Raw genomic sequence first — 26,413 nt, forward strand, 5'->3', positions numbered from 1 at the left:
CCGGTGTAAACGCCCCTATCAGTTGGGGACAATCCGCCGCAGAATGCCGAAGCGGGCCATCAGCCACAGCACCGCCAGCGCTAGGCCATGGGTCAGCGTATTCTCCAGCCAGGCATGCTGCCAGAGGCCGAAGCGCACCCACTGGCTAATCGCCATCACGACATACAGATGCAGGATAAAGACATACAGCGAGTTCTGCCCCATCAGAATAAAAAACCAGCCGACGGCGCGGCTGATGGGCAGCCACAGATAGCTCAGCAGCAAATACAGGGCCAGCAGCAGGCAGGCGTCATTCACCACCCGCAGCAGCCCCAGCTCATTCTTTCCCGCCAGCACGTTGTTGATATAGTCAAAGCGGTAGTCAGGCAGCACATGCAGAAAAAAGCGGGCGGGGATAAAGGGGTTGGTATTATTCTGAATGACGAAGAACAGCACCAGAAATATGGCTATCATCAGACCGATAACCCGTTTCCCGGGCAGCGTTTTCGCCAGCGACTGCAGCTCGCCCTTATACCAGCCGCACATCAACCCCAACGTATAGATAAACTGCCAGGCCAGCGGGGGAAAGGCATACTCGAACTGCGCATCGATAATATCTACGGGATACAGCTGGTAGGCGATATACAGCTCCAGCGAAATAATAAACAGCGCACCGCCGTATCCCCGCTGCAGCATCCACACCACCAGCGGGGTTCCCAGCAGCAGATAAAAATAGAGCCCCAGGATCTGCGTCTGCTGCGGCCCTATCTGTAAAAAGAGGATCTGGTTAAACCAGGCTTCGCGCGACTGCGCGGCAATCGGATAAAGGGAGTAGATCAGCTCATCGTGACGCTGGGTAAAATGGGTTACTTCAAAGCTATTGAGCCACGGCAGCTGGCTGAGGGCCAGCACCGACACAATGATCACGATATTCACCGCATACAGCGTCGCCGCCCGGCGCAGCAGGGAGTAGGAGACGGTCGCCATATCACTGTGCTGCAGCTGGCGGCGCTTGGTCTGCCCCAGCACAAAGCCGGACAGAATGACAAAGATTTCGGCGCCGGTGGTAAAGCCAAAGCGCTCCGAGGTAAACAGGTTAAAGACAGAGATAATCTCAACGTGCGTGACGATCATCAGCATCAGCGCCATGCCGCGCATAAAGTCGATGCGCAGATCGCGCGGGCCGTCCGGCACATAGCGCCAGCGGCGCAGATACCCAAGCCCCTTTCCCCCTTCTCTGCGTATCCCCGTCATCAGCATGGCACTCTTCACCCACTCAGCTCCGCCGCCCTCTTTGCAGTGTAGAAACAGCGTGAAAAAAAGCCAACTCACGCGGGCGGCGCGAAGTGGCACCGGAGACGCGCCGGCGATCGGCGCCAGGCGACGCTCGACTGGAAGATGGGGGCGGCCAAGGCCCGGCGTCTGGCCCGCGAGATCGGGCTCGATACCGGCCGGCAGCCCGAAGAACAGGCCGTGGGTCGCGCCGCTGACGAGGAGCATCCCTATCGGTTCGCCCTTCTGGACATGCCGCCCCTCATACACCGTCACACATCCCGACCGCCATCAAGCAACCCCATGGTTGCCGAGCGCGGCAGGCATCCCGCCTCCCAGGCGATCAGAAATCCGCGCCGCCTATCGAAGCCGGCGCGCACGCTCCTGCGGCGGCGCCTTAAAAGCCTCCTCTGCGCCACGCTATTTTATAAAATATTCCCTTTCATCAGCGCCGTGGCGTAATCCTGTGGGCGCCCGGCGCCGGGGAGCGCCCTTTCCGCCGCGCCCCGCCTGACGGGGCGCGCCTGCCTGCCGTAGTCGCGCCCGATCGGTATAGGGCATCGTCATCGGTGCGAACGATTTATCCCGCCCGTCGCCTTGTCGCCGCTTAAGCCTACGCTACACTGATACGGTAAAGCGCTGTCATCATGCGATGGATCCGGGGAGACTGCCATGCACTTTTATTTTTCACCGTTTGAAGCGCGGCGCCCCCCGCCCCCTCTGATCAACCATCCCTGGATAAGCTTTCTCTGGCAAATGCTGATCGTGGCGGCCCTGCTGCTGGGGGCCAACTATATTCGCTGGCGCTGGATGGACTCCCTCAATTACGATGCGCTCTGGTACTCCGTGCCGCTGGCGCTGGCCGAAACCCTGGCCTATATCGGCACCTGTCTGTTTACCATCAACCTCTGGCAGGTGCGGGATCCCCTGCCGCACCCGGCCCCCAGCGATATCCGCCAGTGTCTGGCCGACCCTGGGGAGATCGCACCGCGCCCGCTGAAGGTCGACCTGTTTATCGCCACCTACTCTGAAGACCCCGAGCTGGTGCGTATCTCCATTCAGGATGCCAAGCGGATCGACTACCCGCACCCCCTGGAGTATAAAATCCACGTGCTGGACGATGGACGCCGCGACGCCATGCGCCAGGTGGCCGAGCAGGAGGGCGTCAACTACCTGACCCGCGACAATAACGCGGGCTTCAAGGCCGGCAACCTGCGTAACGGCATTGAGCAGACCGACGGCGACTTTATCGTCATTTGCGACGCCGACACCCGGGTCTTTCCCACCCTGCTGACGCACACCCTGGGCTATTTCTGCGATCCGAACGTCGCCTGGGTGCAAACCCCGCAGTGGTTTTACGATCTGGCGCAGGGCACGCCGCTGCCGCGCTGGCTGGAGCACCGAGCCGGGCGCGTCGGCGCGCTGACCGGGCGACTGATCGAGCGGCTGGTCGGTCCCCTGCGCGTCGGCGAAGATCCCTTCATGAACGATCCGCAGATGTTTTACGACGTGATCCAGCGTCGCCGCAACTGGGCCTATGCCTCGTTCTGCTGCGGCGCGGCCTCGCTGCACCGGCGTGAGGCCATCATGCAGACCGCCCTGCGCCAATACGCGATGGATATCGAATACGAGATCGATCGCCATACCCACACGGTGACAGATCCGCAGCTACGCCGGGATCTGCAGCAGGCCATGCTACCCCACGTCGCCTATGATATGGAGCTGATGCCCTACCGTTTTCACGTCTCGGAGGATATCTATACCTCGATCATGCTGCACGGCGACCTTGAGCACCCCTGGCGCTCCGTGCTGCACCCGCAGGTCGAGTCCAAAATGCTCTCTCCGCAGGATCTGCAGACCTGGATGATCCAGCGCTTTAAATATGCCGCCGGTTCGCTGGATATTCTGCTGCACGACGGCGTGCTGCACAGCCGGCAAATCCGCCTGTCGCTGGCGCAGAAGCTGCTGTATGGCGCCACCTTCTGGTCCTATCTGGCCTGCCTCTGGAACCTGATTTTCCTGATCGCGCCGCTGATTTATCTGTTCAGCGGGATCCCGCCGCTCTCCACCTACTCCACTCCGTTCTACCTGCACTTCGTGCCATACCTGGTGCTGTGTGAGCTGGCGTTTATGTTCGGCACCTGGGGGATCTCCTCCTGGAACGGCAAAGCCAGCTACCTGGCCCTGTTCTCCATGAATCTCCGGGCGCTGGATACCGTGCTGCGCGGGGAGAAGATCCGCTTTCGCGTCACGCCCAAGGAGCGTCAGCAGGGCAACTTTCTCAGCCTGATCAAGCCACAGTTGGCCATCGTCGCCCTGACCCTACTGGGTCTGGCCTGGGGCGCGCTCCAGCTGACGCTGGGGAACATCCGCGATCCCTCCGGCTATATCATCAATATTTTCTGGGGCGGCATGAATATCCTGGCCATGCTGCCGATGATCAGCGCCGCCCTCTGGCAACCGCCGGCGGAAGACGCCGCCGGCGGGGAGCGCTGATATGACGTTATCGACCCACCTGCAGCGCGCCAGAAGCTATATCGCCACGCTGTGCGGCTTTCTGCTGGCCCTCGCTATCGTGATCCATATCGAGCGCCACCAGCCGCCGCCGCCCATTCCGCTGACCCTGCAGACCCTTGGCAGCGACTTTCCCCAGCTGCCCGCGCCGCGCGGCCTGAGCTTTCAGGAGGCCATCTGGGCGCGCATCGCCTGGCAATACTTCATCAATAACACCCAGCCCAGCGGCCTGGTCAACGCCGTCGATCGCCAGCCCTACGCCAGCCTGTGGAGCAGCGGCGATCAGCTGATGGCGCTGATGGCCGCCCAGCGGCTGGGGATCATCGGACGGGCCGAGCTGGATCGGCGCCTGAACGCGACGCTGCAGGCGCTTGCCGCCCTGCCGCGCTCGGCGCAACGCATGCCCTGGCAGTTCTACCACAGCGCCACCCTGCAGCCCCTGGCGCCGCAGGCAGATGACGGGGTCACCTGGTCCGCCAGCGACATCGGGCGACTGCTCGGCGCGCTGCAGATCTGCGCCGCCCGCTATCCCGAACACGGCGCGGCGATCAACCGTCTGCTCGCCGACTGGCCGCTGGCGCAGATGTTTCGCCAGCGCCCCTATGCCCCCTTCGCCCTGCGCGATACCCCGCGCTGGCGCCTGCTCTCGCTGAATGACCGCCCCGGGCTCGGCTACCGTCTGTACGCCCAGGCGACGCTGGGCGGTATCACCCCCGACGCCGCCATTACGCTGCAGCAGCCGCTGAGCGATCAGCCCACCGTCAATATCGACGGCATGGTGCTGCCCTACGATGCGCTGATCACCCTGCGCCAGACCGACCACCCGCTGATCCTCGTTCAGCCCTACATCCTAGCGGCACTGGAGTATGGATTCAGCCTCGACAATGCGGCGGTCACCTGGCGCACGGTGCTGGCGCAGGAGAGCCGCTATAACCCGCAGACGGGCAAAAACTTTATCTTTGACGATCGCGAGTCGCCCACGCTCGCCGCGCTGAGCGTCCGCCCCACGACCACGCCGCCCCCGCTGCTGTTTTCGGCCAAGGCCGCCTTCGGCTGGTACGCCCTGCTGGGCACCCCGTGGAGCGAACGGCAGCGACAGCAGGTTCTGCCGCTGCTGCAGCCTGGCCGCGGGTGGCATGACGGCCTTCGCCTGGACGGCAGCGTCAGTCCAACCCTGAGCGCCGCCACCAACGCCCTAATCCTGGAAAGTCTGCTATACCAAATACAGGGACCGCTGCGCTGCGCCTACTGCCAGCCCGACGATCCGCCGCTCTCCGCCCCCCCTGCGGGAATACAGATGCAATAAGGAATGCCTATGTCACTGCCCATGCCGCACCCACGTTCCCTCCTGCGCCTGATCGGCTTGCTGTGGCTGGCGCTGCTGCTGATCCTGGGCGGCGCCGCCGCGCGAGCTGAAACCATTCTGCCGGCGGCCGGCTACCCGCCGCGCCACGGCGATCTGACGCCGCAGGAGATGGCGGTCGCCCAGAAGGCCTGGTCCTACTTTGTCACCAACTATCAGCCGGCTACCGGGCTGGTCAACGCGGCCAACGCCTACCCCTCGACCACCATGTGGGATACGGCGTCGTACATGGCGGCGCTGACGGCGGCGCGCGAGCTGGGGCTGGTGGATAAAGCCACCTTCGATCAGCGCATGATTAAGCTGCTGGCCACCCTGAATAACCTGGACCTGTTTCAGGGACAGGCGCCGAATAAGGCCTATAACACCCTGACCGCCCAGAAGGTGAACTATATCAACCAGCCGGGCGAAATCGGCTACTCCGCGCTGGATCTCGGGCGCATGCTAATCTGGCTGAAAATCATCAAAGATCGCTATCCCGAATATGCCAACGATATCGACAATCTGGTGCTACGCTGGGACTTTAGCCATATCATCGATCCCTGCGGTACCCTGTATGGCGCCGTGCTGGACGGCAAAAATCAGCCGCTCTACGTGCAGGAGGGGCGCCTGGGCTACGAGGAGTACGCCGCCGCCGGCTTCCAGCTGTGGGGGTTTAACACCTGTCAGTCCTCCCGCGCAGAGCCCTACCAACTGGCCGATATTTACTGCGTCCTGGTCCCCTACGATGCGCGCGATCCCCGACCGAGCCAGCAGCACAACTATGTCACCACCGAGCCCTATGTGCTGTATGGCATGGAGCTGGGCTGGAATAAGGCCGGCGCCGCGCGCCCGGCCGATGGCAAGGAGAACCACCCGTGGATGCATGACTTCGCCAACCGCGTCTATCAGGCGCAGGAGAACCGCTACCAGATAGCCGGCATCGTGACCGCCCGCTCCGAGCACCAGCTGGATCGCGCGCCCTACTTCGTCTATGACACGGTCTTCTCCGACGGCTACGACTGGAACACCATCACCGACAAAGGGGTATACACGCCGGAGGATGCAGCCGTCTCCCTGAAGGCGGCGCTGGGCATGTGGGCGCTGTGGCAGTCGCCCTATACCGATCTGCTGTTCAGCACCATTGAGAATGCCAACGACGCCGCCAAAGGCTTTTACGAGGGGCTGTACGAAAACGGCAGCGGTCCGATCCGTGAATTCACCGCCAACAACAACGGCATCATGCTGGAGGCCCTACTGTTTAAAAAACAGGGCAGCCTGTTCAGCGCCCCCGCGCCCGCCGGCGGCGATGGCGTCGCCCCGTCGCTGTGGGATAAAACCCTGCTGAACGCCTTTGATGAAAGCAACCGGACCCATAATCGACCCTACCTGTCGGCGACACCCCACCAGAACAGCTGGTGTAAACAGCAGGGGATCGCCCTGCGCGCCGCGCCGGCCTGCCCGAGCTGCCAGTGTGCTGCCTGCACCCTGGACGCCCCCATCCAACTGCCGCCGGTCAGCGCATCATGCTTAAAACCCTGATCGGCGCGGCCGCGATCGCTATCCTGGCGCTGACGGCCTGGTCGCTGTCGGCGCCGCCGACGGCGCTGGAGACGGGCTGGCGCTACCTCAGCCAGGGAGGCTGGCACCACGCGGGCCGGCTGGGGCAGCTTACCCCCGAAGAGCGCCAGTGGGCGACTATCGCCTGGCGCTATTTCCAGAACAACACCCAGCCCGACACCGGGCTGGTCAACGGCCAGGACAACTATCCGCTGACCACCCCAGCGCAGATGGGCGATACCCTGGTGGCGCTGGTCGCGGCGCAGCGGCTGGGGCTGCTGGAGGCCGCGGAGTTTGACCGGCGCCTCTCCGCGCTGCTGGCCACCCTCTCCCGCCTGCCTTTAAACGGCGCCGGATTGCCCAACCGCTACTACGACAGCCAGCGGCTGACCATGGTGAACGGGGCGCGCCAGCCCGCCGACGACGGCTGGTCGGCCGGCGACATCGCCCGCCTGCTGCTGGGGCTGCGGCTGGTCACGCTGGCGGCGCCGCAGTACGGCGGCTTTATCGATCGCATCGTCATGGGGTGGAACTTCTGCCCTATGCTGACCCCGCAGGGGGCGCTGCAGGACGGCGAGCGGCGGCAGAATCGCTGGCAAACCCGCCCTATCGCCAATCTGGCCCAAAGCCAATACGCCGCCGCCGCGATGGGGCTGTGGGGCTTTGATGCCCCGCTCAGCGCAGCGCCGCCCTATAAGCGCGCCATCATCGGCCCCAATCCCATCGCGACGGCAGACCGGGATCCCCGCCTGGGCGGCGGCAACCTCAGCGTCGACTCGACCCCCTATCTGCTGGCCGGTCTGGAGTTCAACTGGTCGCCACCGGGCAAGGCTTCGCTCACCCTGCAGGATCTCAGATCGCGGGCCCAGTCGGTATACCAGGCGCAGGCCTGGCGCTGGCAGCGCGACGGTATCCTGACGGCGCGCGCAGACTATGTGCTCAACCGCGCGCCCTGGCGGGTCGATAACGCCGTCTTCGCCAACGGCTATCCCTGGAACGTCCTGACGGAGGGGGGAGAGTACCGCCCCGAGCTGGCATTGACCGCGACCCGGGCGCTGTTCGGCCTGTGGGTGCTATGGGACAGCCCCTATACCGATGCCCTGATGCAGCTGGGGCGCTGGCCGCGGGACGATCGGCGCGGCTGGTACGAAGGGCGCTTTGAGCGCAGCGGCGAATACAATCCGGTGATGACGCTCAGCACCAACGCCATGGTGCTGGAGTCTCTGCTGTATAAGCAGAACAACGGCCCGCTGATCGACCGCCTGCCGCCGCCCGGCTATCTGGAAAGCCAGCTGCGCGAGCCCCTGAACTGGCCGCGGCGCTGTCTGCCCCAGGAAGGACGTTAACGTTACCACGCCAAGGAGCGCACATGTCCAGAACGCCGATCACCGTGCTGATACTGCTGAGCCTGCTGCCGCGCCCCGGCGCCGGCCAGACGCTGAGCCTAGACGGCGTCTGGCAGACCCACGACGCCAATCCCCCCTTCAGCACGCCCGAGACCCTGCGCCGGCAGGGCGAAGCCTGGCGGACGCTGCGGGTTCCCGCCAACTGGTACAGCCAGGGAGTCGACCACCAGGGCGCCCTCTGGTATCAGCGTGAGTTTACCCTGCCGCCCCTGGCGCCAGACCGCATGGCCACGCTGATCTTTAACGGCGTCGACTATCGGGCCGACGTCTGGCTCAACCGGCGCTACCTAGGCGCCCATCAGGGCTATTTCCAGCGCTTCGCACTGGACGCAGCGCCGGCGCTGCGGCGCCACAACCGCCTGCTGGTGCGCGTCGACAGCCCCTTCGAAACGCCGGGGCGCATCTGGCCGCTGCACAAGCAGAGCATCAAGGGCATCCTGACCCAGCACGACACGCGCCCCGGCGGCGCCTGGTCGGCGCAGGGGCAGGATGCCAACTCCGGCGGCATCTGGCAGTCCGTCAGCTTGAAAATCAGCCGCCGGGCCGCCATCGATAACCTGCTGCTGACCCCGCGTTTCTCCGCCGATGGCCAGCAGGCCTCGCTGGCGCTGCGTCTAGACTATCGCGCCCAGGAGACGCTGCCGGCCACGCTGACGCTGCAGATGACGCCCTACAATTTCGTCGGGCGCACCTACCGCCTGACGCTGCCGCTGACCCTGCGGCGCGACGGCGAGGCCGAGGCCCAGCTGGCGCTGCCGCGGGTCGTCCGCTGGTGGCCCGACGGCTACGGCTATCCCGCGCTGTATCACGTCCGTGTCACGCTGCGCGATGCGCAGGGCGTGATGGACAGCGCATCGCAGATCACCGGCATCCGCCAATTCAGCCAGAATCCGCAGACCAAAGCCTGGTATATCAATGGCAAGCGAATTTTCCTGCGCGGCACCAACTACATCGCCTCGCCCTGGCTCGGCCAGGTCAGCGCCGCGGACTATCGCCGCGATCTGCTGATGATGAAGCGAGCCAACGTCAACACCGTGCGCGTCCACGCCCACGTCGCCGGGCAGGCGCTGTACCGGCAGGCCGACGAGCTGGGCATGATGCTGTGGCAGGATATGCCGCTGCAGTGGGGCTATGACGACTCCGCCGCCTTCGCCGCCGAAGCCGCCCGGCAGGCCACCGCGCTGGTGCGTCAGTTTGGCTCTCATCCCGCCATCATTATCTGGGCCGGACAGAACGAGCCGCCGTTCAACGCCCCGTGGATGAAGGAGATGTTCGCCGACTGGCGCCCTGATCTGAACCGGAATCTGGCTCAGCGGGTCGCCGAGGCGCTGGGACAGGATAGCTCCCGCGGCCTGCACCCTTGGTCGAAGGTCGATGAGCACTTTTGGCAGGGGTGGTACTTCGGTAAGGTCACCGATGTGCTGAAGCCCGCCTACAGCGCCATCATCACCGAATTTGGCGCCCAGGCCCTGCCCTCCCTGCCGACGCTGCAGACCATCATTCCCCCGGCGGATCGCTGGCCGGCCAGCGAGGATGGCCGCGATCCCGCCTGGCGCGTCTGGATGTACCATGACTTCCAGCCCGGCAATACCTTTGGGCTAGCCGGGCTGCACCGGGGCCGCGATCTGGCCGACTTTATCACCCGCACCCAGCAGAATCAGGCGCGCATCATCCAGCTGGCCGCCGAAAGCTATCGCCGCCAACGCTTTCAGCCGGTCACCACCCTGATGCAGTTTATGTTCAGCGAGAGCTGGCCCTCGATCAACTGGGCGGTGGTGGACTACACCCGCCAGCCGAAGCCGGGCTACTTCGCCCTGCAGCGCGCCTTTCAGCCAATTCTGCCCTCCATTGAGCCGATCACCCTGCAGTGGTACCCCGGCCAGCCCGGGCAGATCGCGCTGTGGGCCATTAACGATACCTGGCGCGCCCACCCCGACAGCCGCCTGGTCTGGCAGCTGCGTCAGGGCGGTATCGTGTTACATCAGGGGGCGCTGACCTTCACCCTGCCCGCCGACAGCGGGCAACGGCTGCGCCAGCTGACGGTAACCCCCCGCGACCGGCAGGACATGTGGCTCTACGCCACGCTGTATGATGCGCAGGGGGAACCGCTGGGGAAAAACAGCTACCGTATCGAGGTGCAGGCACCGACCCCGCGCTAGCGACGCGCGGGGCTCAAAACGGCAGCGTCCAGCTCAGGTTGAGGGTGCCCTGACGGAAGTTGGCGTTGCGATCGCCGCGCCAGGCATAGCGCGTGCCGCTGTAGTTATCATAGTGAATCGACAGCGATCCGGGCTCATAGCCAGAGACATAGCCCACGCTGTAGCTGTAGTCGGAGTCCCAGGGCTGCTGCTGCCCGCGGTCTGGATAGTAAAACGCGGAGACCCGCAGAAAGTAGTGCTGCTTCAGGGTATAGCCACAGCTGCCCAGCAGCGTATTTTTGCCCCGCTTCATCTGATTATCCTGCAGGGAGTAGTAGCGCGGGCCATAGCTATAGCCCACCTGGCAGGTCAGGCTGTCCTGGGGGAACAGCAGCAGATGCTTATTCCAGCTCGCCGGCAGGGCGAACTTGTAGGCGGCGGTGATAGTTCCCTGCTCGATATAGGTACGCCGCTGCCCCTGCTGGGGGTAAAAATGGTTGTTATCGCCATAGTTACTGTATACCAGGCTAAAGGTGCCGGGATGCCAGTCGTCATAGCCAAAGCTGTAGACAAAGTCAGTCTGATAGCGGTTGAGATCCTGCAGCGGGACCCGCACCGTCATATTGGCAAAAAAATAGCTCAGCGGTGAATACTGAAAGCTGGCCAGCATGCGCTGATTGACGATATTACGCATCTCGCTCTGGGTATCGTTGAGCGGCACATTTATCCACTGATGAGACAGCGGCGTGCTGTAGGTCAACGCCGTGGAAAACGTCGCCTCGCTGCCGGAGAACAGGCGCGCCCATGGGGTGGTAAACACCTTTACCGGCGGCGGCGTTCCGCCGCCCTGATCGGCCTGCGCCGTCAGCGACGCGATACCGAATAACAATGCCAAACCTACGCTAATACCAACCTGCTTATCCATTATGTTATCCGCCCATTATTCGCCGCGGCGCTCCCTGTTATAAAGGATAGATAACATTTGCCCCCCCTACCAGTTCACCCAATAAAAAATAGAGCGCCATCATTTAGTTAACCGTCGAGCCCGCGGCGCCGCGCCATTAGGGGGAACGACCGTGCCGCCGAGCGCCGCGAAGAGGCAGAGTCGTCAATCTTCTCTATACTCAAATAAGCACTCCTCAGCCTAAGGCAGGACGTCCCGACGATGTTTATCAAATATGTCATGATCGGTATTTTAAATACCGCCTTGCACTGGGCGGTGTTTTTTACCCTGCACAGCCAGGCGGCCCTGTCGCAGTCATTCAGCAACCTGTACGCCTTTATCGTCGCCGTCACCTTTTCGTTTTTCTGTAATGCCCGCTTCACCTTTCAGGATCGCCCCACCCTGAAGCGCTATCTGCTGTTCACCAGTTTTATGGGATTTCTCAGCTGGCTGACCGGTCATATCGGCGATCGGCTGCACATTGTGCCGCTGCTCACCGTCATGGCCTTTTCGCTGATCAGCCTGATCATGGGTTTCTTCTATTCCAAATACATCGTCTTCCGGAGCGCGGCGTAATGAAAATATCCCTGGTAGTCCCGGTATTCAACGAAGAGAGCGCCATTCCCCTGTTTCACGACGCGGTAAGACAGTGTGACGATCTGGCGCCCTACCGCATCGAAATCGTCTTCGTCAACGATGGCAGCAGCGACCGAACGGAAGAGGTCATCTCCGGAATAATCGATGACGATCCGCTGGTCATTATGGTCAACTTTTCACGCAACTTCGGCAAAGAGGCCGCGCTGTTCGCCGGGCTGAAGTACGCCACCGGCGAGGCGATGATCCCTATCGACGTCGATCTGCAGGATCCGATCGAGCTCATTCCACAGCTGATCGCCCGCTGGCGCAACGGCGCGGACGTGGTGCTGGCCAAGCGCATCGATCGCACCTCGGACACGCTGATGAAGCGCCTGACCGCCAGCCTGTTCTACCGGGTACACAACCAGATAGCCAACCCCAAGATCGAAATGAACGTGGGGGACTACCGCCTCATGAGCCGCCAGGTAGTCGATGCGGTGCTGATGCTGCACGAGCGCAACCTGTTTATGAAGGGGCTGCTCAGCTGGGTCGGCTTTAAAACCGCCGTCGTCACCTACGCCCGCCATGAGCGGGTGGCCGGCAGCAGCAAGTTTAACTTTTGGAAGCTCTGGAACCTGGCGCTGGAGGGGATCACCTCATTCAGCACCATCCCTCTGCGGCTGTGGACCTATATCGGCACCTCGATCGCGGCGTTCTCCCTGTGCTACGCGCTGTACGTGATAATCAAAACGCTGATCTTTGACAACCCGGTCCCCGGCTATCCCTCGATTATGGCCGTTATTCTGTTCCTCGGCGGTATCCAGCTGATCGGCATCGGGGTGCTGGGCGAGTATATCGGGCGAATTTACGTGGAGACCAAGCAACGGCCCCGTTTCATTGTCAAAGAGCTTAAGGGAAGAAAATGAACCATCTGCTGAAGCGGCCGCTCTCGAACCGAGATGCCTTTCTGTTTATCCTCACGCTGCTGCTGCTCTACGTGGTGCCGCTCATTCTGGCCAACGTCTATTACCGGGACGACACCGAGCGCATCCTGAACCCGGCCGCGCCGTGGTATACCTTGGGACGCCCGGGCGCCGATCTGCTGATGCGCCTGTTTACCTTCAACCTGTACGAGCTGACCGACACCGCGCCGCTGACCCTGCTCCTCGGGGTGTTGTTCTTCGCCTGGACGCTGGTGTATGTGGCGCGGCGCGCCGAAGGCACCCTCAGCATCGCCGCGCTATCACCCTATATCCTGTTATTTTTTAACCCGTTTTTCCTACAAAACCTCTCCTATAAATACGACAGTTTTCCCATGGTGGTCGCGCTGGCGCTCTCGATCCTGGCCTTTTTCTGCCCGCGCAACCGCGGTCTGCTCAGCTACCTGCTGCCGACCCTGCTGCTGTTTTGCGCCCTGACGCTCTACCAGCCGTGCGCCAATATCTTCATCGGCCTGTACGGCGCCAACCTGATGATCAACTTTTTCAAGGTCGAGCGGAGCCCCCTGCAGGAGACCGTTTGGGCGGCGGTGGTCATGCTGCTCACCAACTCGCTGTACATCCTGATCATCGATCACCTCTTGGCGCTGGGCGGCGGTAACCGCGGCAACATGATCGGCGCCCAGGACGCGCTGTTCTGGCTGACCCAGGACTGGCTGATGCTGAAAAAACTGCTCACCTTTGTCCTCAGCAAGGAGCTGAAGTTCCTGTTCTACCCGGCCCTGCTCTGCGTCATCTGGATCTTTGCCCTGCGCCTGGCGCAGTTCTGGCGCGCCCAGCCCCTGAGGCTCAGTATGCTGCTGTCGCTGCTGCTGATCCTCTGCTCGCCGCTGGTGCTGTTTATCGCCCTGCTGGGCCCGCTGTTCCTGTTGAAAGAGGGGGTGACCGACGTCCGCGTCCTGTGTGGGTTCTCCGCCACCCTGTTCGTGTTTGCCCACGCCGTCTACCAGGTACTGGCGCGCTGGCGACCCGCCTGGCTGCCGCTGTGCACCCTGCCGCTGTTCTATTTCTTGGCCTTCAGCTTTCAGTACGGCAATGCGGTGCGCAATCAGCGCGACTACGAGGCCCGCATCTTTGGCTGGCTGAGCTATGATCTGCTCTCTCTCAACGCCACCGGCCACGGTAAGATCCTGCTCAATAACTACCCCGATACCGCGCCGGTAACCCAGAAGATCGTCGAGCACCAGGCGCTGATCGACATGATGTTCAGCCCGGCCTATAACTGGACTGCCCGGCGCATCATCGCCTCCTACGGCATCAGCAATATCGACGCCGGCTGGGGGCCGGACTACCGCGATCGGCTGAATATCCTCTGCGCAGCGCAAACGGCGCCGCTGCGCGACAATAAGTTTTACGCCATCTACGCCCTGAATGGCGATACCATCGTCTGGCTGAAGAACAAGTACTTCACCGTCTGCGGTCCGGCGCACTGAGACAATGCTCCCGGCGCACAGCGCATGATTTCCGCCGGGAGCACTGAGATTACGCGCGCCGCCATCCCGGCGGCCATTTTACTATAAATAAAAAATGGGCGACCCTTTGGCCGCCCACCGAACATGCTTAACCCCTTATTTTTTCTGGGTCGCTTCGTTGCTCATCATCGTTTTTTCATGCGCGGCTTTCGATTTTTCCGTTGCCATATGAGACTCTTTCTTCGCCTCTTCGTGCTTACCTTCCGCATGCAGCTTGGCGGCTTTCTGATGATGCTTAACCACCGCCTCATGGTGCTGTGCTGCATCCTCATGCTTGACTACCGCAGTGTCTGCGGCCAGCGCTGAAAAGGAAACCACACCGGCGGCCAATGCAGCAACTGCGAATGCCTTTTTAAACATGATAATCTCCTTGTGAAATAAGTCCTGCATTAAAAACCTAGGGAAGGTGCGAACAAGTTCCTGATATGAGATCATCATATTCATCCGGAGCGCATCCCAGAGGGACATCATGAGCCATCAACTCACCTTCGCCGATAGTGAATTCAGCACTAAGCGCCGTCAGACCCGAAAAGAGATTTTCCTCTCCCGCATGGAGCAGATTCTGCCATGGCAGAATATGACCGCTGTCATCGAGCCGTTTTATCCCAAGGCGGGCAATGGCCGACGGCCCTATCCGCTGGAGACCATGCTGCGTATTCACTGCATGCAGCATTGGTACAACCTGAGCGACGGTGCCATGGAAGATGCCCTGTACGAAATCGCCTCCATGCGCCTGTTTGCCCGATTATCCCTGGATAGCGCCCTGCCGGATCGCACCACCATCATGAATTTCCGCCACCTGCTCGAGCAGCATCAACTGGCCCGTCAATTGTTCAAGACCATCAATCGCTGGCTGGCCGAAGCAGGCGTCATGATGACCCAAGGCACTTTGGTGGATGCCACCATCATTGAGGCACCCAGCTCTACCAAGAACAAAGAGCAGCAACGCGATCCGGAGATGCATCAGACCAAGAAAGGCAATCAGTGGCACTTTGGCATGAAGGCCCACATTGGTGTCGATGCCAAGAGTGGCCTGACCCACAGCCTAGTCACCACCGCGGCCAACGAGCATGACCTCAATCAGCTGGGTAATCTGCTTCATGGAGAGGAGCAATTTGTCTCAGCCGATGCCGGCTACCAAGGAGCGCCACAGCGCGAGGAGCTGGCCGAGGTGGATGTGGACTGGCTGATCGCCGAGCGTCCCGGCAAGGTAAAAACCTTGAAGCAGCATCCGCGCAAGAACAAAACGGCCATCAACATCGAATACATGAAAGCCAGCATCCGTGCCAAGGTAGAGCACCCGTTTCGCATCATCAAGCGGCAGTTCGGCTTCGTGAAAGCCAGATACAAGGGGCTGCTGAAAAACGATAACCAACTGGCGATGTTATTCACCCTGGCCAACCTGTTTCGGGTGGACCAAATGATACGTCAGTGGGAGAGATCTCACTAAAAACTGGGGATAACGCCTTAAATGGCGAAGAAACGGTCTAAATAGGCTGATTCAAGGCATTTACGGGAGAAAAAATCGGCTCAAACATGAAGAAATGAAATGACTGAGTCAGCCGAGAAGAATTTCCCCGCTTATTCGCACCTTCCTTAAGTAAGCCGTCTCCTCTGCAATAAATAATGCCCCGCCGGAGCGGGGCATCGCGCGTTCCCGGGGGCGGATCACCGCGTAAGATCGCGCCAACGCGCCCCGTCAGCGCTGGCGCGCCTTAAAGCGGGGATCGCTTTTGCAGATGACATACAGCTTGCCGCGGCGGCGTACGATACGGCAGTCGGGGTGGCGGCGCTTGGCCGTTTTTAGGGAAGAGAGGATCTTCATCGGCTCGCTCCCCCGTCCAACGCGACAGCGCAAATGCCCCGCAGAGGGCGTACATCCGCCGCCGTCATCCGGCGACACGCCAGGTAAATAGGTGTTTTCATTTCGGCTCCTGGAATATGTTATGTTATAACAGCATCATTGTAGTTGAGATCGGATCGCATTCGCAAGCCCCATGCCGCCATCGCCGCCGCCCCCTTACCGACCGGATACGAATGGCGCCCCATCCTCCACAACGCCCCTCAGCCCCCCGCACCAGGCATCGGGCATCAGGCTGCGGTCATCAGACAGCGGGCATCGGGCATTAGGCATTAGGCATTAGGCATTAGGCATTAGGCATTAGGCATTAGGCATTAGGCATTAGGCATTAGGCATTAGGCATTAGGCATTAGGCATTAGGCAGCGGGCATCGGGTAGTACATGCTAATAATTTTCATTTACATCAATATTGATATTGATTAGCGTTATCACTTTACTCATTCCACGGTATTCCAGCCATGAAAACACCCAACGCCATCCGGGGCGCAGCCCCCCGCGCAGCCGACGCACCGCTCAGGCCGGGCGTCGATACCGCCGCCGTCCAGCGCGCCTATCGCCATATCCTGCGACGGCGCCTATGGCTCATCGCCGCGATGCTGACCGCCATCGCCGCCTCGCTGCTGCTCGACTTCACCCTGGGGCCGTCGGATCTGCCGCCTTCCCGCCTGTGGCAGACGCTGTGGCACCCCGCCGCCGCCGAGGCATCGGCGCAGGTCATCGTCTGGGATATCCGCCTGCCCTATGCCCTTATGGCCGTCATCGTCGGCATGATCCTAGGGCTGGCCGGCGCTGAAATGCAGACCATCCTCAATAATCCGCTGGCCAGCCCCTTCACCCTGGGCGTCTCCTCCGCCGCCGCCTTCGGCGCCGCCCTGGCCATCGTGCTGGGGCTCAGCGTTCCGGGACTCCCGGCGCAGTGGGCGATCTCCGCCAATGCGCTGCTGTTCGCCCTGCTCGCCACCCTGCTGCTGTATGGCCTCACCCGCTGGAGCCGCGTCGCCGCCGCCGGCGTCGTGCTGTTTGGGATCGCGCTGGTGTTCACCTTCAACGCGCTGGTCGCCCTGATGCAATTTATCGCCAGCGAGGATACCCTGCAGGGGCTGGTGTTCTGGACCATGGGCAGCCTGGCCCGCGCCTCCTGGACGACGCTGGGGATCCTGGGCGCCGCCCTGATCGTGCTGCTGCCCCTCTCCCTGCGCAGCGCCTGGCAGCTCACCGCCCTACGCCTGGGCGAGGATCGGGCGAGCAGCTTCGGTATCGACGTCCGTCGGCTGCGCCTGGGCACCCTGCTGCGCATCAGTATCCTGTCCGCGCTGGCGGTCGCGTTCGTCGGGCCGATCGGGTTTATCGGCCTGGTCGCGCCCCATATCGCCCGTCTGCTGTTTGGCGAAGATCACCGCTTTTACCTGCCCGGCAGCGCCCTTAGCGGCGCGCTGGTGCTGTCGCTTGCCTCCGTCGCCGCCAAGAACCTCTTTTCCGGCGTCGTCATTCCCGTCGGCATCGTCACCGCGCTGGTCGGCGTGCCGTTTTTCCTCAGCATCCTCTTCCGCCAGCGGGGGCTCCTATAATGTCGGGTCTACAGATAAACGCGCTGAGCACAGGCTACGGCGCACGCCGCGTTATTGACGGCCTCAGCGTCGAGCTGCTGGCGCGCGGTCAGGTCTGCGCGCTGCTGGGCCCCAACGGCTGCGGGAAGTCGACCCTGCTGCGGGCGATGGCCGGCCTACGCCCGGCACGCGGCAGCCTGCTGCTCAACGGATATCAGCTGGTGGGATGCCCTCCGGCCCGCCGCAGCCGTCAGGTGGTCTATCTGCCGCAAACGCTGCCGGAAGGAGTGCGACTGAGCGTACTGGAGTCGGTCATGGTCGCCCGTCACGCCACCGCGGAAGGCGACGCCGACCCGCGCGAGGCGCTGGCGCTGCTGGCGCGGCTGGGGATCGCCCACCTGGCGCTGCACAGCCTGACAACCCTTTCCGGCGGACAAAAGCAGCTGGTTGGGCTGGCGCAATCCCTGATCCGCCGTCCCGCGCTGCTGCTGCTGGATGAGCCCCTCAGCGCGCTGGATCTCAACTACCAGTTTCACGTCATGACGCTACTGCGTGAGGAGACGCAAAAACGTGACATTGTCACCATTGTGGTGCTGCACGATCTGAATATCGCCCTGCGCCACGCCGATCATGCCCTGCTGCTCGCGCAGGGGCGATGTATCGCCGATGGCCCTCCGCAGGCGGTGATCACCCCAGCCCACCTGGCCGGCGTCTACGGCGTCCGCGGCCGAGTGGAGTCCTGCTCCCGCGGATGGCCCCAGCTGATGGTGGATGGGCTCAGCGCCCCGCCGGCCCCCTGACCCGGGCGCCCCTCCTCGTCGCCGTCGCGCCCCGCCGCGGCGACAGGGCGCGGGATAGTCACAATAACCATAATAAACATAGTGTTATAAAACACGCCCACCGTTGCCGACCGCCCTCCCGCACTGACGCATTCAGAAATAATTTGCAACAATTATTCACTATCTCACCACGATCATCCCCGTTAGATTAATTTGAATGAAAATCATTACTATTATCATTAATAATTATGTTGGAATTATCGCTCCCCACCAAGCTGGGTAAACAGCCGGTTTTCGGCATCCTCAATTCGCTGCTCCACCCCCTGCTGGTGGAGATGATCGCCTGCGCCGGGTATGACTTTGTCATCCTGGATATGGAGCATCTGCCCCACGATGAGGAGCGCCTGCAGCACTGTATTCATCTGGCCCAGAGCCACGGCTGTGCGCCGCTGGTGCGCGTTCCCAACGCCGCGACCAAGCGCATTGGCCGCGTGCTGGATCTCGGCGCCCACGGCATCGTCCTGCCGCAGGTCGAGTCCATCGCAGAGGTCACCGCGGCGCGCGACGCCATGCGCTTCCCGCCCCTCGGGCGACGCGGTATCACCGGCGGCGGCGTCACCGGCTTCGGTACCCGGCCGCTGGACGCCTACTGCCGACAGGCCAATCAGGGGCTGATGCTGATCCCGATGATCGAATCGGCCGCCGGGCTGGCCATCCTCGACGACCTGCTGGCGCTCGACGGGGTCGCCATGATCCTGGAGGGGGCGCTGGACATGGCGCTCAGCCTGGGGCTCGGCGCACAGCCTACGCACCCACAGGTGACCCGTCAGCTGCGCCGCATCGCCCGCCGCTGCCGCGCCGCCGGCGTCCCCTTCTGCGCCAACCCCCGCAGCGAACGGCAGCGGGACTACTGGCTGCGCAGCGGGATCGACGCCTGGCTGTGCGGCGAAGATCGCGGCCTGCTGTTCCGCGCATTACGCCAGCGGCGCGACGACCTTCGCACCGCGGCCTCCCGTGGCCCGCGCGCCACCGATCTTTCCCTGTAAAACGGATACCGCCTATGTCTCGCTCCGCACCGCTGGTCATCGTCAGTCACGTGGTCAATGCCGCCACCACCCAGGGCTTTATCCCCGCCGCCCAGCGCCTGGATCTCCCCGTGCTGCTGCTGACCGATCGCGCCGCCGAACACCGCGCCTGCCTCGCCGGGCCGGTGACGGTGGTCGAATGCGATGTCTTTAATCCGCTCGCCATCCTGGATACGCTGACGGCGCTGGGCGTCACGCCCCGCGCCCTCTTCACCAACAGCGACCACCTGCAGAGCGCCTGCGCCATCGCCGCCGCCGCGCTGAATCTGCCGGGAAAACCCTGGCCCATCTGCTATGCGGCCAAGGAGAAGTGGCGTATGCGCCAGCGCCTGGCCCAGCTGGGACTGCCCTCCCTCTGGTCGCGCCTGCTGCTGCCGGAGACCCCCATCGATCCCGACTGGCCCTGGCCGCTGGTACTCAAGCCCAGCCAGGGGGTGGCATCGATGAATGTCACGCGGGTAGAGGATCCCGCGCAGCTGGCCCGGGCGCGCGCCGCCTTCCCTCCCGGCTGCACGCTGCTGCTGGAGCAATACCTCGACGGGGCGCTGTTCACCCTGGAGACCCTGGGCGACGGCGAGCGGCTGATCGCGATCGGCGGCTTCGACGTCACACTCGGCGCCGCGCCTCACTTCATCGAAGCCCAGGCGCGCTGGCCGGGGGCCCTGAGCCAGCGCTGGCAGGCTCAGGCGCTGGCGCAGCTGCAACGCTTCGGTGTCGGCCTGGGTGTGTGCCACAGCGAGTTTATCGCCGACGCGCAGGGACCGCGGCTGGTCGAGATCAACTACCGCAGCATCGGCGATGGGCGCGAGTTCCTGCTGGACAGACTGCTGCCCGGCGGCTGGTTTTCTCCGATTCTGCGCCTGCATCTGGGACAGCCGCTGCCCGACGTCACCCTGCCCGACGCCGCCGCGCTGATCCACTATCTGATCGCGGAAAACAGCGGCACCCTGCACCGTCCGCCGCAGCCCCACTGCCCGCCCGGCGTCAGCTACCGGGCGCTGCACCAACGCGGCGACCGCATTACGCAAACCCACTCCAACAAAGACTACCTGGGCGTGCTTTACCTGCAGGCGGCGGACCCGATGCGGCTGCAGGCCCTGGAGGAGCGCGTCCTGCCATCACTGACCTGGGAGATCGCGCCATGAATCAACGCCGCTACATTACGCAGCGCATTATCGATGCCTGCCTTCGCGAGGATGTCGCCGGGGTGCTGAGCCGCTCGACGCTGCGCAGGGAGGGCGACGCCTACTGGCTGTACGCCTCGCACTTCGCCGTTCCGCTGCGCCTGGCGGTATGCCCCCACGACTACATGCAGTCCTGGCGCGCCGCCGCGCCGCGCTGGCAGGAGCATCACGACGACGGATGGCACGACTGCGAGGGCTACGATGCCTGGCTGGCGCGCCTGACGCCGCCGGACGATCCCGAGGCGCAGCGGCTGTACCTCGCCTACCGCGCCGAAGCCGACGCCGCCTGCGCGCAGGGCGAGCTCTGCCGCGCCATTTTCACCGAGCAGGCCGCCGCGCTGACCCCCGATCTGGCGCGCTGCAGCTGGGGCGAACGCCTGCGCCACGCCGATCGCATGGCCAGCTTCCTCGACCATCCCTACTACCCCACGGCGCGCGCCAAATTTGGCTTCGACGCCGCACAGCTGCGCCGCTACGCCCCGGAGTTCGCCCAGCCCTTCGCGCTGCGCTGGCTCGCCGTGCCGCGCGACGCCGTCACCCTGTGCAGCGAGCAGCCGCGGCCGGCCTGGTGGCCCCACCCCGCGCAGGTCGGACTGCCGCCGCAGATCGCCGACGGCCACTTTCTGCTGCCGGTGCACCCGCTGACCTGGCCCCAGCTCAACGCGCTGCCGCCCGATTTTCTGCCCGCGCCCACCCCGTATCTGGAGGTCTACCCCACGCTGTCGGTCCGCACCCTGCAGCTGGCCGAGCACCCCGATTGCCACCTTAAGGTCCCCCTGGCGATGCGCACCCTGGGACAAAAAAATCTGCGCTTAATCAAGCCCTCCACGCTGTATGACGGGCAGTGGTTCGCCGACGTTCTGCCGCGGCTGGCGCAGCGCGATCCGCTGCTGCGCGGGCGCCTGCGCCACGTCGATGAAAGCGACGGCGGCCACGTAGGCGATGAGATGCTGCTGGCCTTCCTGCTGCGCCGCTATCCGGCCCCCCGCGCCGACGAGACCCTGGCGCCGGTGGCCGCGCTCGGCAGCCCGATGCCCGGCGGCGGTAGCTATCTCGCCTTTATCCTGCGCCAGCCCAACATGCCCACGCTCTACCAATGGTGGCAGTCATACTGCACGCTGATGGCCGAGGTGCACCTGACCCTGTGGCTGCGCTACGGCATCGCGCTGGAGTCTAACCAGCAGAACGCCATGCTCAGCCTGGCTCCCGGCCAACCGCTGACGCTGGTGCTGAAGGACAACGACGCCGCCCGCCTCTGGCCCGCGCGCTTCTGCGCCGCCTGCCCCGACCTGGCCCCACGGCTGGTGCAGCTGCGCGATCCGCGCATCTGCGTAGATGACGAACGGGCGCTGGCGCAGATGTTCATCACCATCACCCTGCAGCTGGATCTGGCCGCGGTGCTGGAGAGCCTGGCCGCCGCCGGCGAGCTTAACCGCGCCGCGGCCTACCACATACTGCGCCAGGCGCTGGCGAACACCCTCACCACCTTGGCGCAGCGCGGCGTCGATACCGCCTTCGCCCGGCGCTGCCTGTTCGAGGATCCCCATCAGCCGGTGAAATACCTGCTGCAAAGCGGCAGCCTGCTCAGCAAGCGGGCCTCCGGCGCGGCGGACATCAACAAGTTTTACGGCCACAGCGGCCCTAACTTCCTGCGCGCCGAGACGACCTGATATGGCGCCGCTGCTGCCCATCGTGCTGGCCTGTCACTTTTTGGCCGCCTTTACCGTCCTTGGCGTGCCGCTGTTTCTACCGACGCTGCTGCGCGGGTTTTCGGTGGCGCCGGACAGCCCCTGGATCGGCCTGATCGCGACGCTGCCGACGGTCCTGATGGCTCTGAGCACCCCCTACTGGGGGCGCTTCGCCGACCGCTACGGCCGCCGCTGCTCGCTGCAGCGGGCGCTGCTGGGACTGACGCTGGCCTTTGCCTGGGCCGGTGCCGCCCCCTCGCTGCCCTGGCTGATCGCAGCCCTGGCGCTGCAGGGGCTGGCCGGCGGCACGCTGGCGGCCGCCAACGGCTATCTTTACCGCGCCTGCCCGGGAGAGAGGCTGGCCAACGCGCTCAACTGGACCCAGTTCTCCGCCCGACTGGCGCTGCTGACGGCCCCGCCGCTGATCGGCGCGGCGCTGGAGTACGCGCCGCTGCAGGCGCAGCGTCTGTGGCTCGGGCTGGCCCTGCTGCCGCTGCTCGCGCTGCTGATCACCCGCTGGCTGCCGGACGATCGCGGCCCGGCGTGGGAAAGCGGCGATGAGCGCCCCCGGCGCGGCGCGGCGGCGTCAACGGCGGCGCCGGCGGGCTATACGCTGCTCAGGGTGCAGCAGATCCTGTTCAGCTTCGCCATGGTCGTCACCTTTCCCTACTTTTTGCCCTACGCCCAGCCGTGGGTCGCCGGTTCGGCGATGGTCGGGGCGCTCTACAGCTGGCCCCACCTGCTCTATTTGCTGCTGCTGCCGCCGCTGCACCGCACGGCCGCGTCCCGTCATCATCTCCCGCTGGGGCTGGCGCTGCTGGCGATCGCCGCCCTGTGGCAATACGCCCTCTCGGGCGCGGCGGCGCTGCTGGCCGCCAGAACCCTGTTCGGCGTGGGCATTCTGCTGGCCTACGCCGGGCTTAACCGACGCATCGCCGAACGCCTTCGCGCCCATGACGCCGCCTACCGCCTGGCGCAGCTGGATGCCGCCGGCAAATGGGCCGGCGTCGGCGCCGGCCTGTGCGCCGCGCTGCTGAGCGCACAGGCTTCGCCGTCGGCCCCCTTTATCGCGTCTGCCGTCGCGGCGCTTGCCGCACTGGCACTCTGTCTCGTTTTTCCCTTTAAGGAGCCCTGCCATGACCACCGATGCCCTGACGCCTAATCCCGAGGTCACCGCCGTCGCCTGTCACGCGACCTTTACCGCGCTGCTGAATTGCTATATTCGCGAGTTTGCTCTGGCGGATGACGGCGTGCGTCTCTGCCCCCACGGCGATATTCCTCAGGCGCTAACCAGCGCGCAGGTGGCGGGCGAGCCCCTGCGCCTGACCCTGCCCGCCAGCGACTGTCTGCTGGCCATCACGGCGCGGCGCTGGAGCCTCTTAGGGCGCGGCGACTTCGACACGGTCCCCTTTGTCAAATCCTTTGGCCGCCCCTGGCGTCCGCTCTCGTCGGCGCAGGCCATCGACCTGCTGCTGTCGGAGATGGCCGCGCGCCTGGACGTGGCGCACAACGATGCGCTAGCGGCGCAAATCGCCAACAGCAGCGCCGTGACGGCGGCGTTTCTCTCCCATGACTTTCGCCCCGGCGCGGACTTTATCGGCAGCGAGCAGGGCCTGATCTGGGGACATCCGCTCCACCCCAGCCCGAAAAGCCGCAGCGGGGTCGACCCTAAGGCGCTGCTGGCCTGCTCGCCAGAGGTCGGCGCCCGCTTTCCGCTGTTCTGGTTTCGCATCGATCCGCGTCTGCTCAGCCAGCGGGGCATCGATGATATCGGCGGCGTACTGAGCGAGCTGGGCGGCGAGCCCCACCTGTACCCCTGTCATCCCTGGGAGACGGCGCACATCATGCGCTCCCCGCTTTATCTGCGCGCCGCGCGTCAGGGGCTGATTACCCCGCTGGGGCCGCGCGGGGCGGCGCTGGCGCCGACCTCCTCGGTGCGCACGCTGTATCACCCCGCGCTGCCGTGGTTCCTCAAGTGCTCTATCCACGTGCGGCTGACCAACTGCATCCGCAAAAACGCCTGGTATGAGCTAGAGAGCGCGGTCACCCTGAGCGCCCTGCTCAATGAGGACTTTCGTCAGCTGGAGCACGCCGTTCCCGGCCTGACCATTCTGCGCGAGCCCAACGCCACCACGCTGGACTTTAGCCCCCTCGCCCGGGCGGATGAGCAGGAGGCAGTGCGCCATCTGCAGGAGTGCTTTGGCATACTGTATCGCCAGGCCCTGCCGCTCAGCGTCCGCGAGGAGGGACAGACCGCGCTGGCGGGGACGCTGTTCGGCCTCGATCGCGACGGCGCCAGCCCGCTGCAGCGCCTGATTCGCGAGCTGGCGGCCACCCGCGCGCTCGACTACCGAGAGACCGCGCTGCTGTGGCTGGATCACTACCTGACGCTGCTGCTGCCCAGCGTCCTCACGGCCTTCTTCGATCGCGGGATCGTCTTTGAACCCCATCTGCAGAATGTGCTTATCGGGCTACAGGATCATCTGCCCTGCCGCCTGTGGCTGCGCGATCTGGAGGGAACCAAGCTCGACAGCGCCCGCTGGGACGCCGCCCGCCTGGCCACCCTCTCCGACGCGGCGCGGCGCTCGGTCAGCTACACCCGCCACCAGGGCTGGCAGCGCACCGCCTACTGCCTGTTCGTCAACCATCTCGCCGAGGCCCTGTTCCGCCTGGCCGACGGCGATCGCACGCTGGAGCAGCGGCTATGGGATCGGCTGGCGCACCACCTGCAGCGCTGGCGTCACCAGCCGGAGATCGCCGCCCTGCTGGAGGGCGCACCGCTGCCCAGCAAAAACAACCTGCGGACGCGCCTGCTGCAGCGCCGCGATCGCCACGCCGACTACACCCCCTTGCCCCACCCGATGAGGAGCCGCCCATGACGCCCTTGGTAACACGTGAAATACAGCGGCTGCAGCAGCGCCATACCCCGTTTTGCGGCTACCTTTACGATCTCTCCGCCCTGCGCGAACGCATCGCGACGATGAAGCGCCTCCTGCCCGAGCACTGTGAGCTGTTTTACGCCGCGAAGGCCAACGCCGAAGCGCCGATCCTGCACACCCTGGCGCCGTGGGTCGATGGCTTTGAGGCGGCCTCCGGCGGCGAGCTGGCCTGGCTGGCGCAGCAGTCGCTGGACAGCCGGCTCCTGTTCGGCGGCCCCGGCAAGCTGACCCGCGAGCTGGAGCAGGCCTGCGATCTGCGCGTCGATGCCCTGCACGTCGAAAGCCTGGGCGAGCTGCGACGCCTGGCGGCGCTGGCCGAACGCCGGCGCCAGACGCTGCCCCTGCTGCTGCGCATGAACATTCCGCTGCCCGGCGGCGCGGAGACGCCGCTGATGATGGGCGGCAAACCGACCCCCTTCGGCCTGGACCCCGCCGATCTGGCGCCGGCGCTGCGGCTCATCGGCGACGCCCGCTGGCTGCGGCTGCGTGGCTTTCACTTTCACCTGCTCTCCCACCAGCTCAGCGTGGACAGCCACCTGGCGCTGATCCAGCACTGCCTGACCCAGGTCCAGCGCTGGTGCCAGCAGTTTCACCTGCAGATAGAGATGGTCAATCTCGGCGGCGGCTTCGGCATTAACTACCGCGATCCCGCCCGCCACTTCGACTGGGCCGACTTTTGCCAGCGGCTGCCCGCCGTTCGCCGCGCCTGTCGGGCCGACCCCTGGCTGCTGCGCTTTGAGTGCGGGCGCTACATCAGCGCCCCCTGCGGCTATTACGTCATGGAGGTGCTGGACATCAAGCGCAATCTGGGCGAGTGGTTCGCCGTCGGCCACGGCGGCACCCATCACTTTCGCACCCCGGCGGCGCAGGGCCATGACCATCCGTTCCAGGTGGTGCGCCGCGACACGCCGCCGGAGATCCGCGATCGACGCGTCACGCTGGTCGGCCAGCTGTGTACCCCCAAGGATGTCCTGGCGCGCCGCCAGCCTATCGCCGCGCTGGCGACGGGCGACTGGCTGGTCTTTCCGCTGGCGGGGGCCTACGCCTGGAACATCTCTCATCGCCACTTTCTGATGCACGCCGAGCCGCACACCGTCTGGCTCGAGTGATGCGAACGGCCCGGCGTCGAGCCC

General features: G+C 64.2%; 21 protein-coding genes. 17 read left to right on the forward strand and 4 right to left on the reverse strand.

The window, feature by feature from the left end; genetic code table 11:
• Window positions 1-18: 18 nt before the first annotated feature.
• Window positions 19-1,239, reverse strand: coding sequence for an OpgC domain-containing protein (opgC, locus tag ETEE_RS17980; RefSeq protein WP_034165679.1), 1,221 nt, complete (start codon window positions 1,237-1,239; stop codon window positions 19-21).
• Window positions 1,240-1,923: 684 nt separating this feature from the next.
• Here opgC and ETEE_RS17985 point away from each other — a divergent pair.
• Genes ETEE_RS17985 through ETEE_RS18005 form a run of 5 tightly spaced genes read left to right on the forward strand, consistent with a single transcriptional unit; the run spans window position 1,924 to window position 10,229 of the window.
• Window positions 1,924-3,747: a glycosyltransferase gene (locus ETEE_RS17985; RefSeq protein ID WP_034165669.1), complete on the forward strand. Its 1,824-nt coding sequence runs from the start codon at window positions 1,924-1,926 to the stop codon at window positions 3,745-3,747.
• A gap of 1 nt (window position 3,748) precedes the next feature.
• The gene (locus tag ETEE_RS17990) at window positions 3,749-5,071 is read left to right on the forward strand and encodes a DUF3131 domain-containing protein (RefSeq protein WP_034165671.1); all 1,323 of its coding nucleotides are present in this window, start codon (window positions 3,749-3,751) and stop codon (window positions 5,069-5,071) included.
• Window positions 5,072-5,080: 9 nt separating this feature from the next.
• Entirely contained in the window at window positions 5,081-6,646 is a 1,566-nt protein-coding gene (locus tag ETEE_RS17995; RefSeq protein WP_034165672.1) for a DUF3131 domain-containing protein, read from the forward strand.
• Entirely contained in the window at window positions 6,631-8,010 is a 1,380-nt protein-coding gene (locus ETEE_RS18000; protein WP_034165680.1) for a DUF3131 domain-containing protein, read from the forward strand. The genes ETEE_RS17995 and ETEE_RS18000 overlap by 16 nt, the downstream gene beginning before the upstream one ends.
• A 23-nt stretch (window positions 8,011-8,033) precedes the next feature.
• Window positions 8,034-10,229, forward strand: coding sequence for a glycoside hydrolase family 2 protein (locus tag ETEE_RS18005; RefSeq protein ID WP_034165673.1), 2,196 nt, complete (start codon window positions 8,034-8,036; stop codon window positions 10,227-10,229).
• A gap of 13 nt (window positions 10,230-10,242) precedes the next feature.
• Here the strand turns inward: ETEE_RS18005 and ETEE_RS18010 are convergent, their stop codons facing one another.
• On the reverse strand, window positions 10,243-11,133 hold the full coding sequence (locus ETEE_RS18010) for a hypothetical protein (RefSeq protein ID WP_034165675.1): 891 nt from the start codon (window positions 11,131-11,133) through the stop codon (window positions 10,243-10,245).
• A 240-nt stretch (window positions 11,134-11,373) separates the two neighbouring features.
• Between ETEE_RS18010 and ETEE_RS18015 the strand changes: the two genes are divergently transcribed.
• The 3 genes from ETEE_RS18015 to ETEE_RS18025 are packed head-to-tail and all read left to right on the forward strand — an operon-like array spanning window position 11,374 to window position 14,158.
• A complete protein-coding gene (locus ETEE_RS18015; protein ID WP_034165676.1) occupies window positions 11,374-11,727 on the forward strand; it encodes a GtrA family protein in 354 nt (117 codons plus the stop codon).
• The gene (locus tag ETEE_RS18020) at window positions 11,727-12,653 is read left to right on the forward strand and encodes a glycosyltransferase family 2 protein (RefSeq protein ID WP_034165677.1); all 927 of its coding nucleotides are present in this window, start codon (window positions 11,727-11,729) and stop codon (window positions 12,651-12,653) included. Before ETEE_RS18015 ends, ETEE_RS18020 begins: the two co-directional genes overlap by 1 nt.
• Window positions 12,650-14,158 (forward strand): glucosyltransferase domain-containing protein, encoded by a 1,509-nt coding sequence (locus ETEE_RS18025; RefSeq protein ID WP_034165678.1) that lies wholly within the window; start codon window positions 12,650-12,652, stop codon window positions 14,156-14,158. Before ETEE_RS18020 ends, ETEE_RS18025 begins: the two co-directional genes overlap by 4 nt.
• 135 nt (window positions 14,159-14,293) lie before the next feature.
• Here ETEE_RS18025 and ETEE_RS18030 read toward each other — a convergent pair whose 3' ends face one another.
• The gene (locus ETEE_RS18030; protein WP_227625192.1) at window positions 14,294-14,641 is read right to left on the reverse strand and encodes a hypothetical protein; all 348 of its coding nucleotides are present in this window, start codon (window positions 14,639-14,641) and stop codon (window positions 14,294-14,296) included.
• 25 nt (window positions 14,642-14,666) lie between these two features.
• Between ETEE_RS18030 and ETEE_RS18035 the strand changes: the two genes are divergently transcribed.
• Window positions 14,667-15,647, forward strand: coding sequence for an IS5-like element ISKpn26 family transposase (locus tag ETEE_RS18035; protein WP_000019440.1), 981 nt, complete (start codon window positions 14,667-14,669; stop codon window positions 15,645-15,647).
• A 249-nt stretch (window positions 15,648-15,896) separates the two neighbouring features.
• On the opposite strand, the gene ykgO is transcribed toward ETEE_RS18035, so the two are convergent.
• Window positions 15,897-16,022 carry a type B 50S ribosomal protein L36 gene (gene ykgO, locus ETEE_RS18040; protein ID WP_034164918.1) on the reverse strand — a complete coding sequence of 42 codons (126 nt, stop codon included), beginning with the start codon at window positions 16,020-16,022 and terminating at the stop codon, window positions 15,897-15,899.
• Between the two features lie 494 nt (window positions 16,023-16,516).
• On the opposite strand from ykgO, the gene ETEE_RS18045 reads away from it, so the two are divergent.
• From ETEE_RS18045 to ETEE_RS18080, 8 genes are all read left to right on the forward strand, one after another.
• Window positions 16,517-17,626, forward strand: a complete 1,110-nt coding sequence (locus ETEE_RS18045; protein WP_034164917.1) for a FecCD family ABC transporter permease — start codon at window positions 16,517-16,519, stop codon at window positions 17,624-17,626.
• Window positions 17,626-18,405, forward strand: coding sequence for an ABC transporter ATP-binding protein (locus tag ETEE_RS18050; protein ID WP_034164916.1), 780 nt, complete (start codon window positions 17,626-17,628; stop codon window positions 18,403-18,405). Before ETEE_RS18045 ends, ETEE_RS18050 begins: the two co-directional genes overlap by 1 nt.
• A gap of 227 nt (window positions 18,406-18,632) precedes the next feature.
• Window positions 18,633-19,430 carry an HpcH/HpaI aldolase family protein gene (locus ETEE_RS18055; protein WP_034164915.1) on the forward strand — a complete coding sequence of 266 codons (798 nt, stop codon included), beginning with the start codon at window positions 18,633-18,635 and terminating at the stop codon, window positions 19,428-19,430.
• A 14-nt stretch (window positions 19,431-19,444) separates the two neighbouring features.
• Window positions 19,445-20,614 carry an ATP-grasp domain-containing protein gene (locus ETEE_RS18060; RefSeq protein ID WP_034164913.1) on the forward strand — a complete coding sequence of 390 codons (1,170 nt, stop codon included), beginning with the start codon at window positions 19,445-19,447 and terminating at the stop codon, window positions 20,612-20,614.
• A complete protein-coding gene (locus ETEE_RS18065; RefSeq protein WP_034164911.1) occupies window positions 20,611-22,323 on the forward strand; it encodes an IucA/IucC family protein in 1,713 nt (570 codons plus the stop codon). The genes ETEE_RS18060 and ETEE_RS18065 overlap by 4 nt, the downstream gene beginning before the upstream one ends.
• A 1-nt stretch (window position 22,324) precedes the next feature.
• Window positions 22,325-23,503, forward strand: a complete 1,179-nt coding sequence (locus ETEE_RS18070) for an MFS transporter (RefSeq protein ID WP_034164910.1) — start codon at window positions 22,325-22,327, stop codon at window positions 23,501-23,503.
• Entirely contained in the window at window positions 23,478-25,220 is a 1,743-nt protein-coding gene (locus ETEE_RS18075; RefSeq protein ID WP_034164909.1) for an IucA/IucC family protein, read from the forward strand. The genes ETEE_RS18070 and ETEE_RS18075 overlap by 26 nt, the downstream gene beginning before the upstream one ends.
• Window positions 25,217-26,389 (forward strand): type III PLP-dependent enzyme, encoded by a 1,173-nt coding sequence (locus tag ETEE_RS18080; RefSeq protein ID WP_012848809.1) that lies wholly within the window; start codon window positions 25,217-25,219, stop codon window positions 26,387-26,389. Before ETEE_RS18075 ends, ETEE_RS18080 begins: the two co-directional genes overlap by 4 nt.
• The last annotated feature ends 24 nt before the right edge of the window (window positions 26,390-26,413 follow it).

The sequence above is a fragment of the Edwardsiella anguillarum ET080813 genome, from assembly GCF_000264765.2.
GTDB lineage: Bacteria > Pseudomonadota > Gammaproteobacteria > Enterobacterales > Enterobacteriaceae > Edwardsiella > Edwardsiella anguillarum.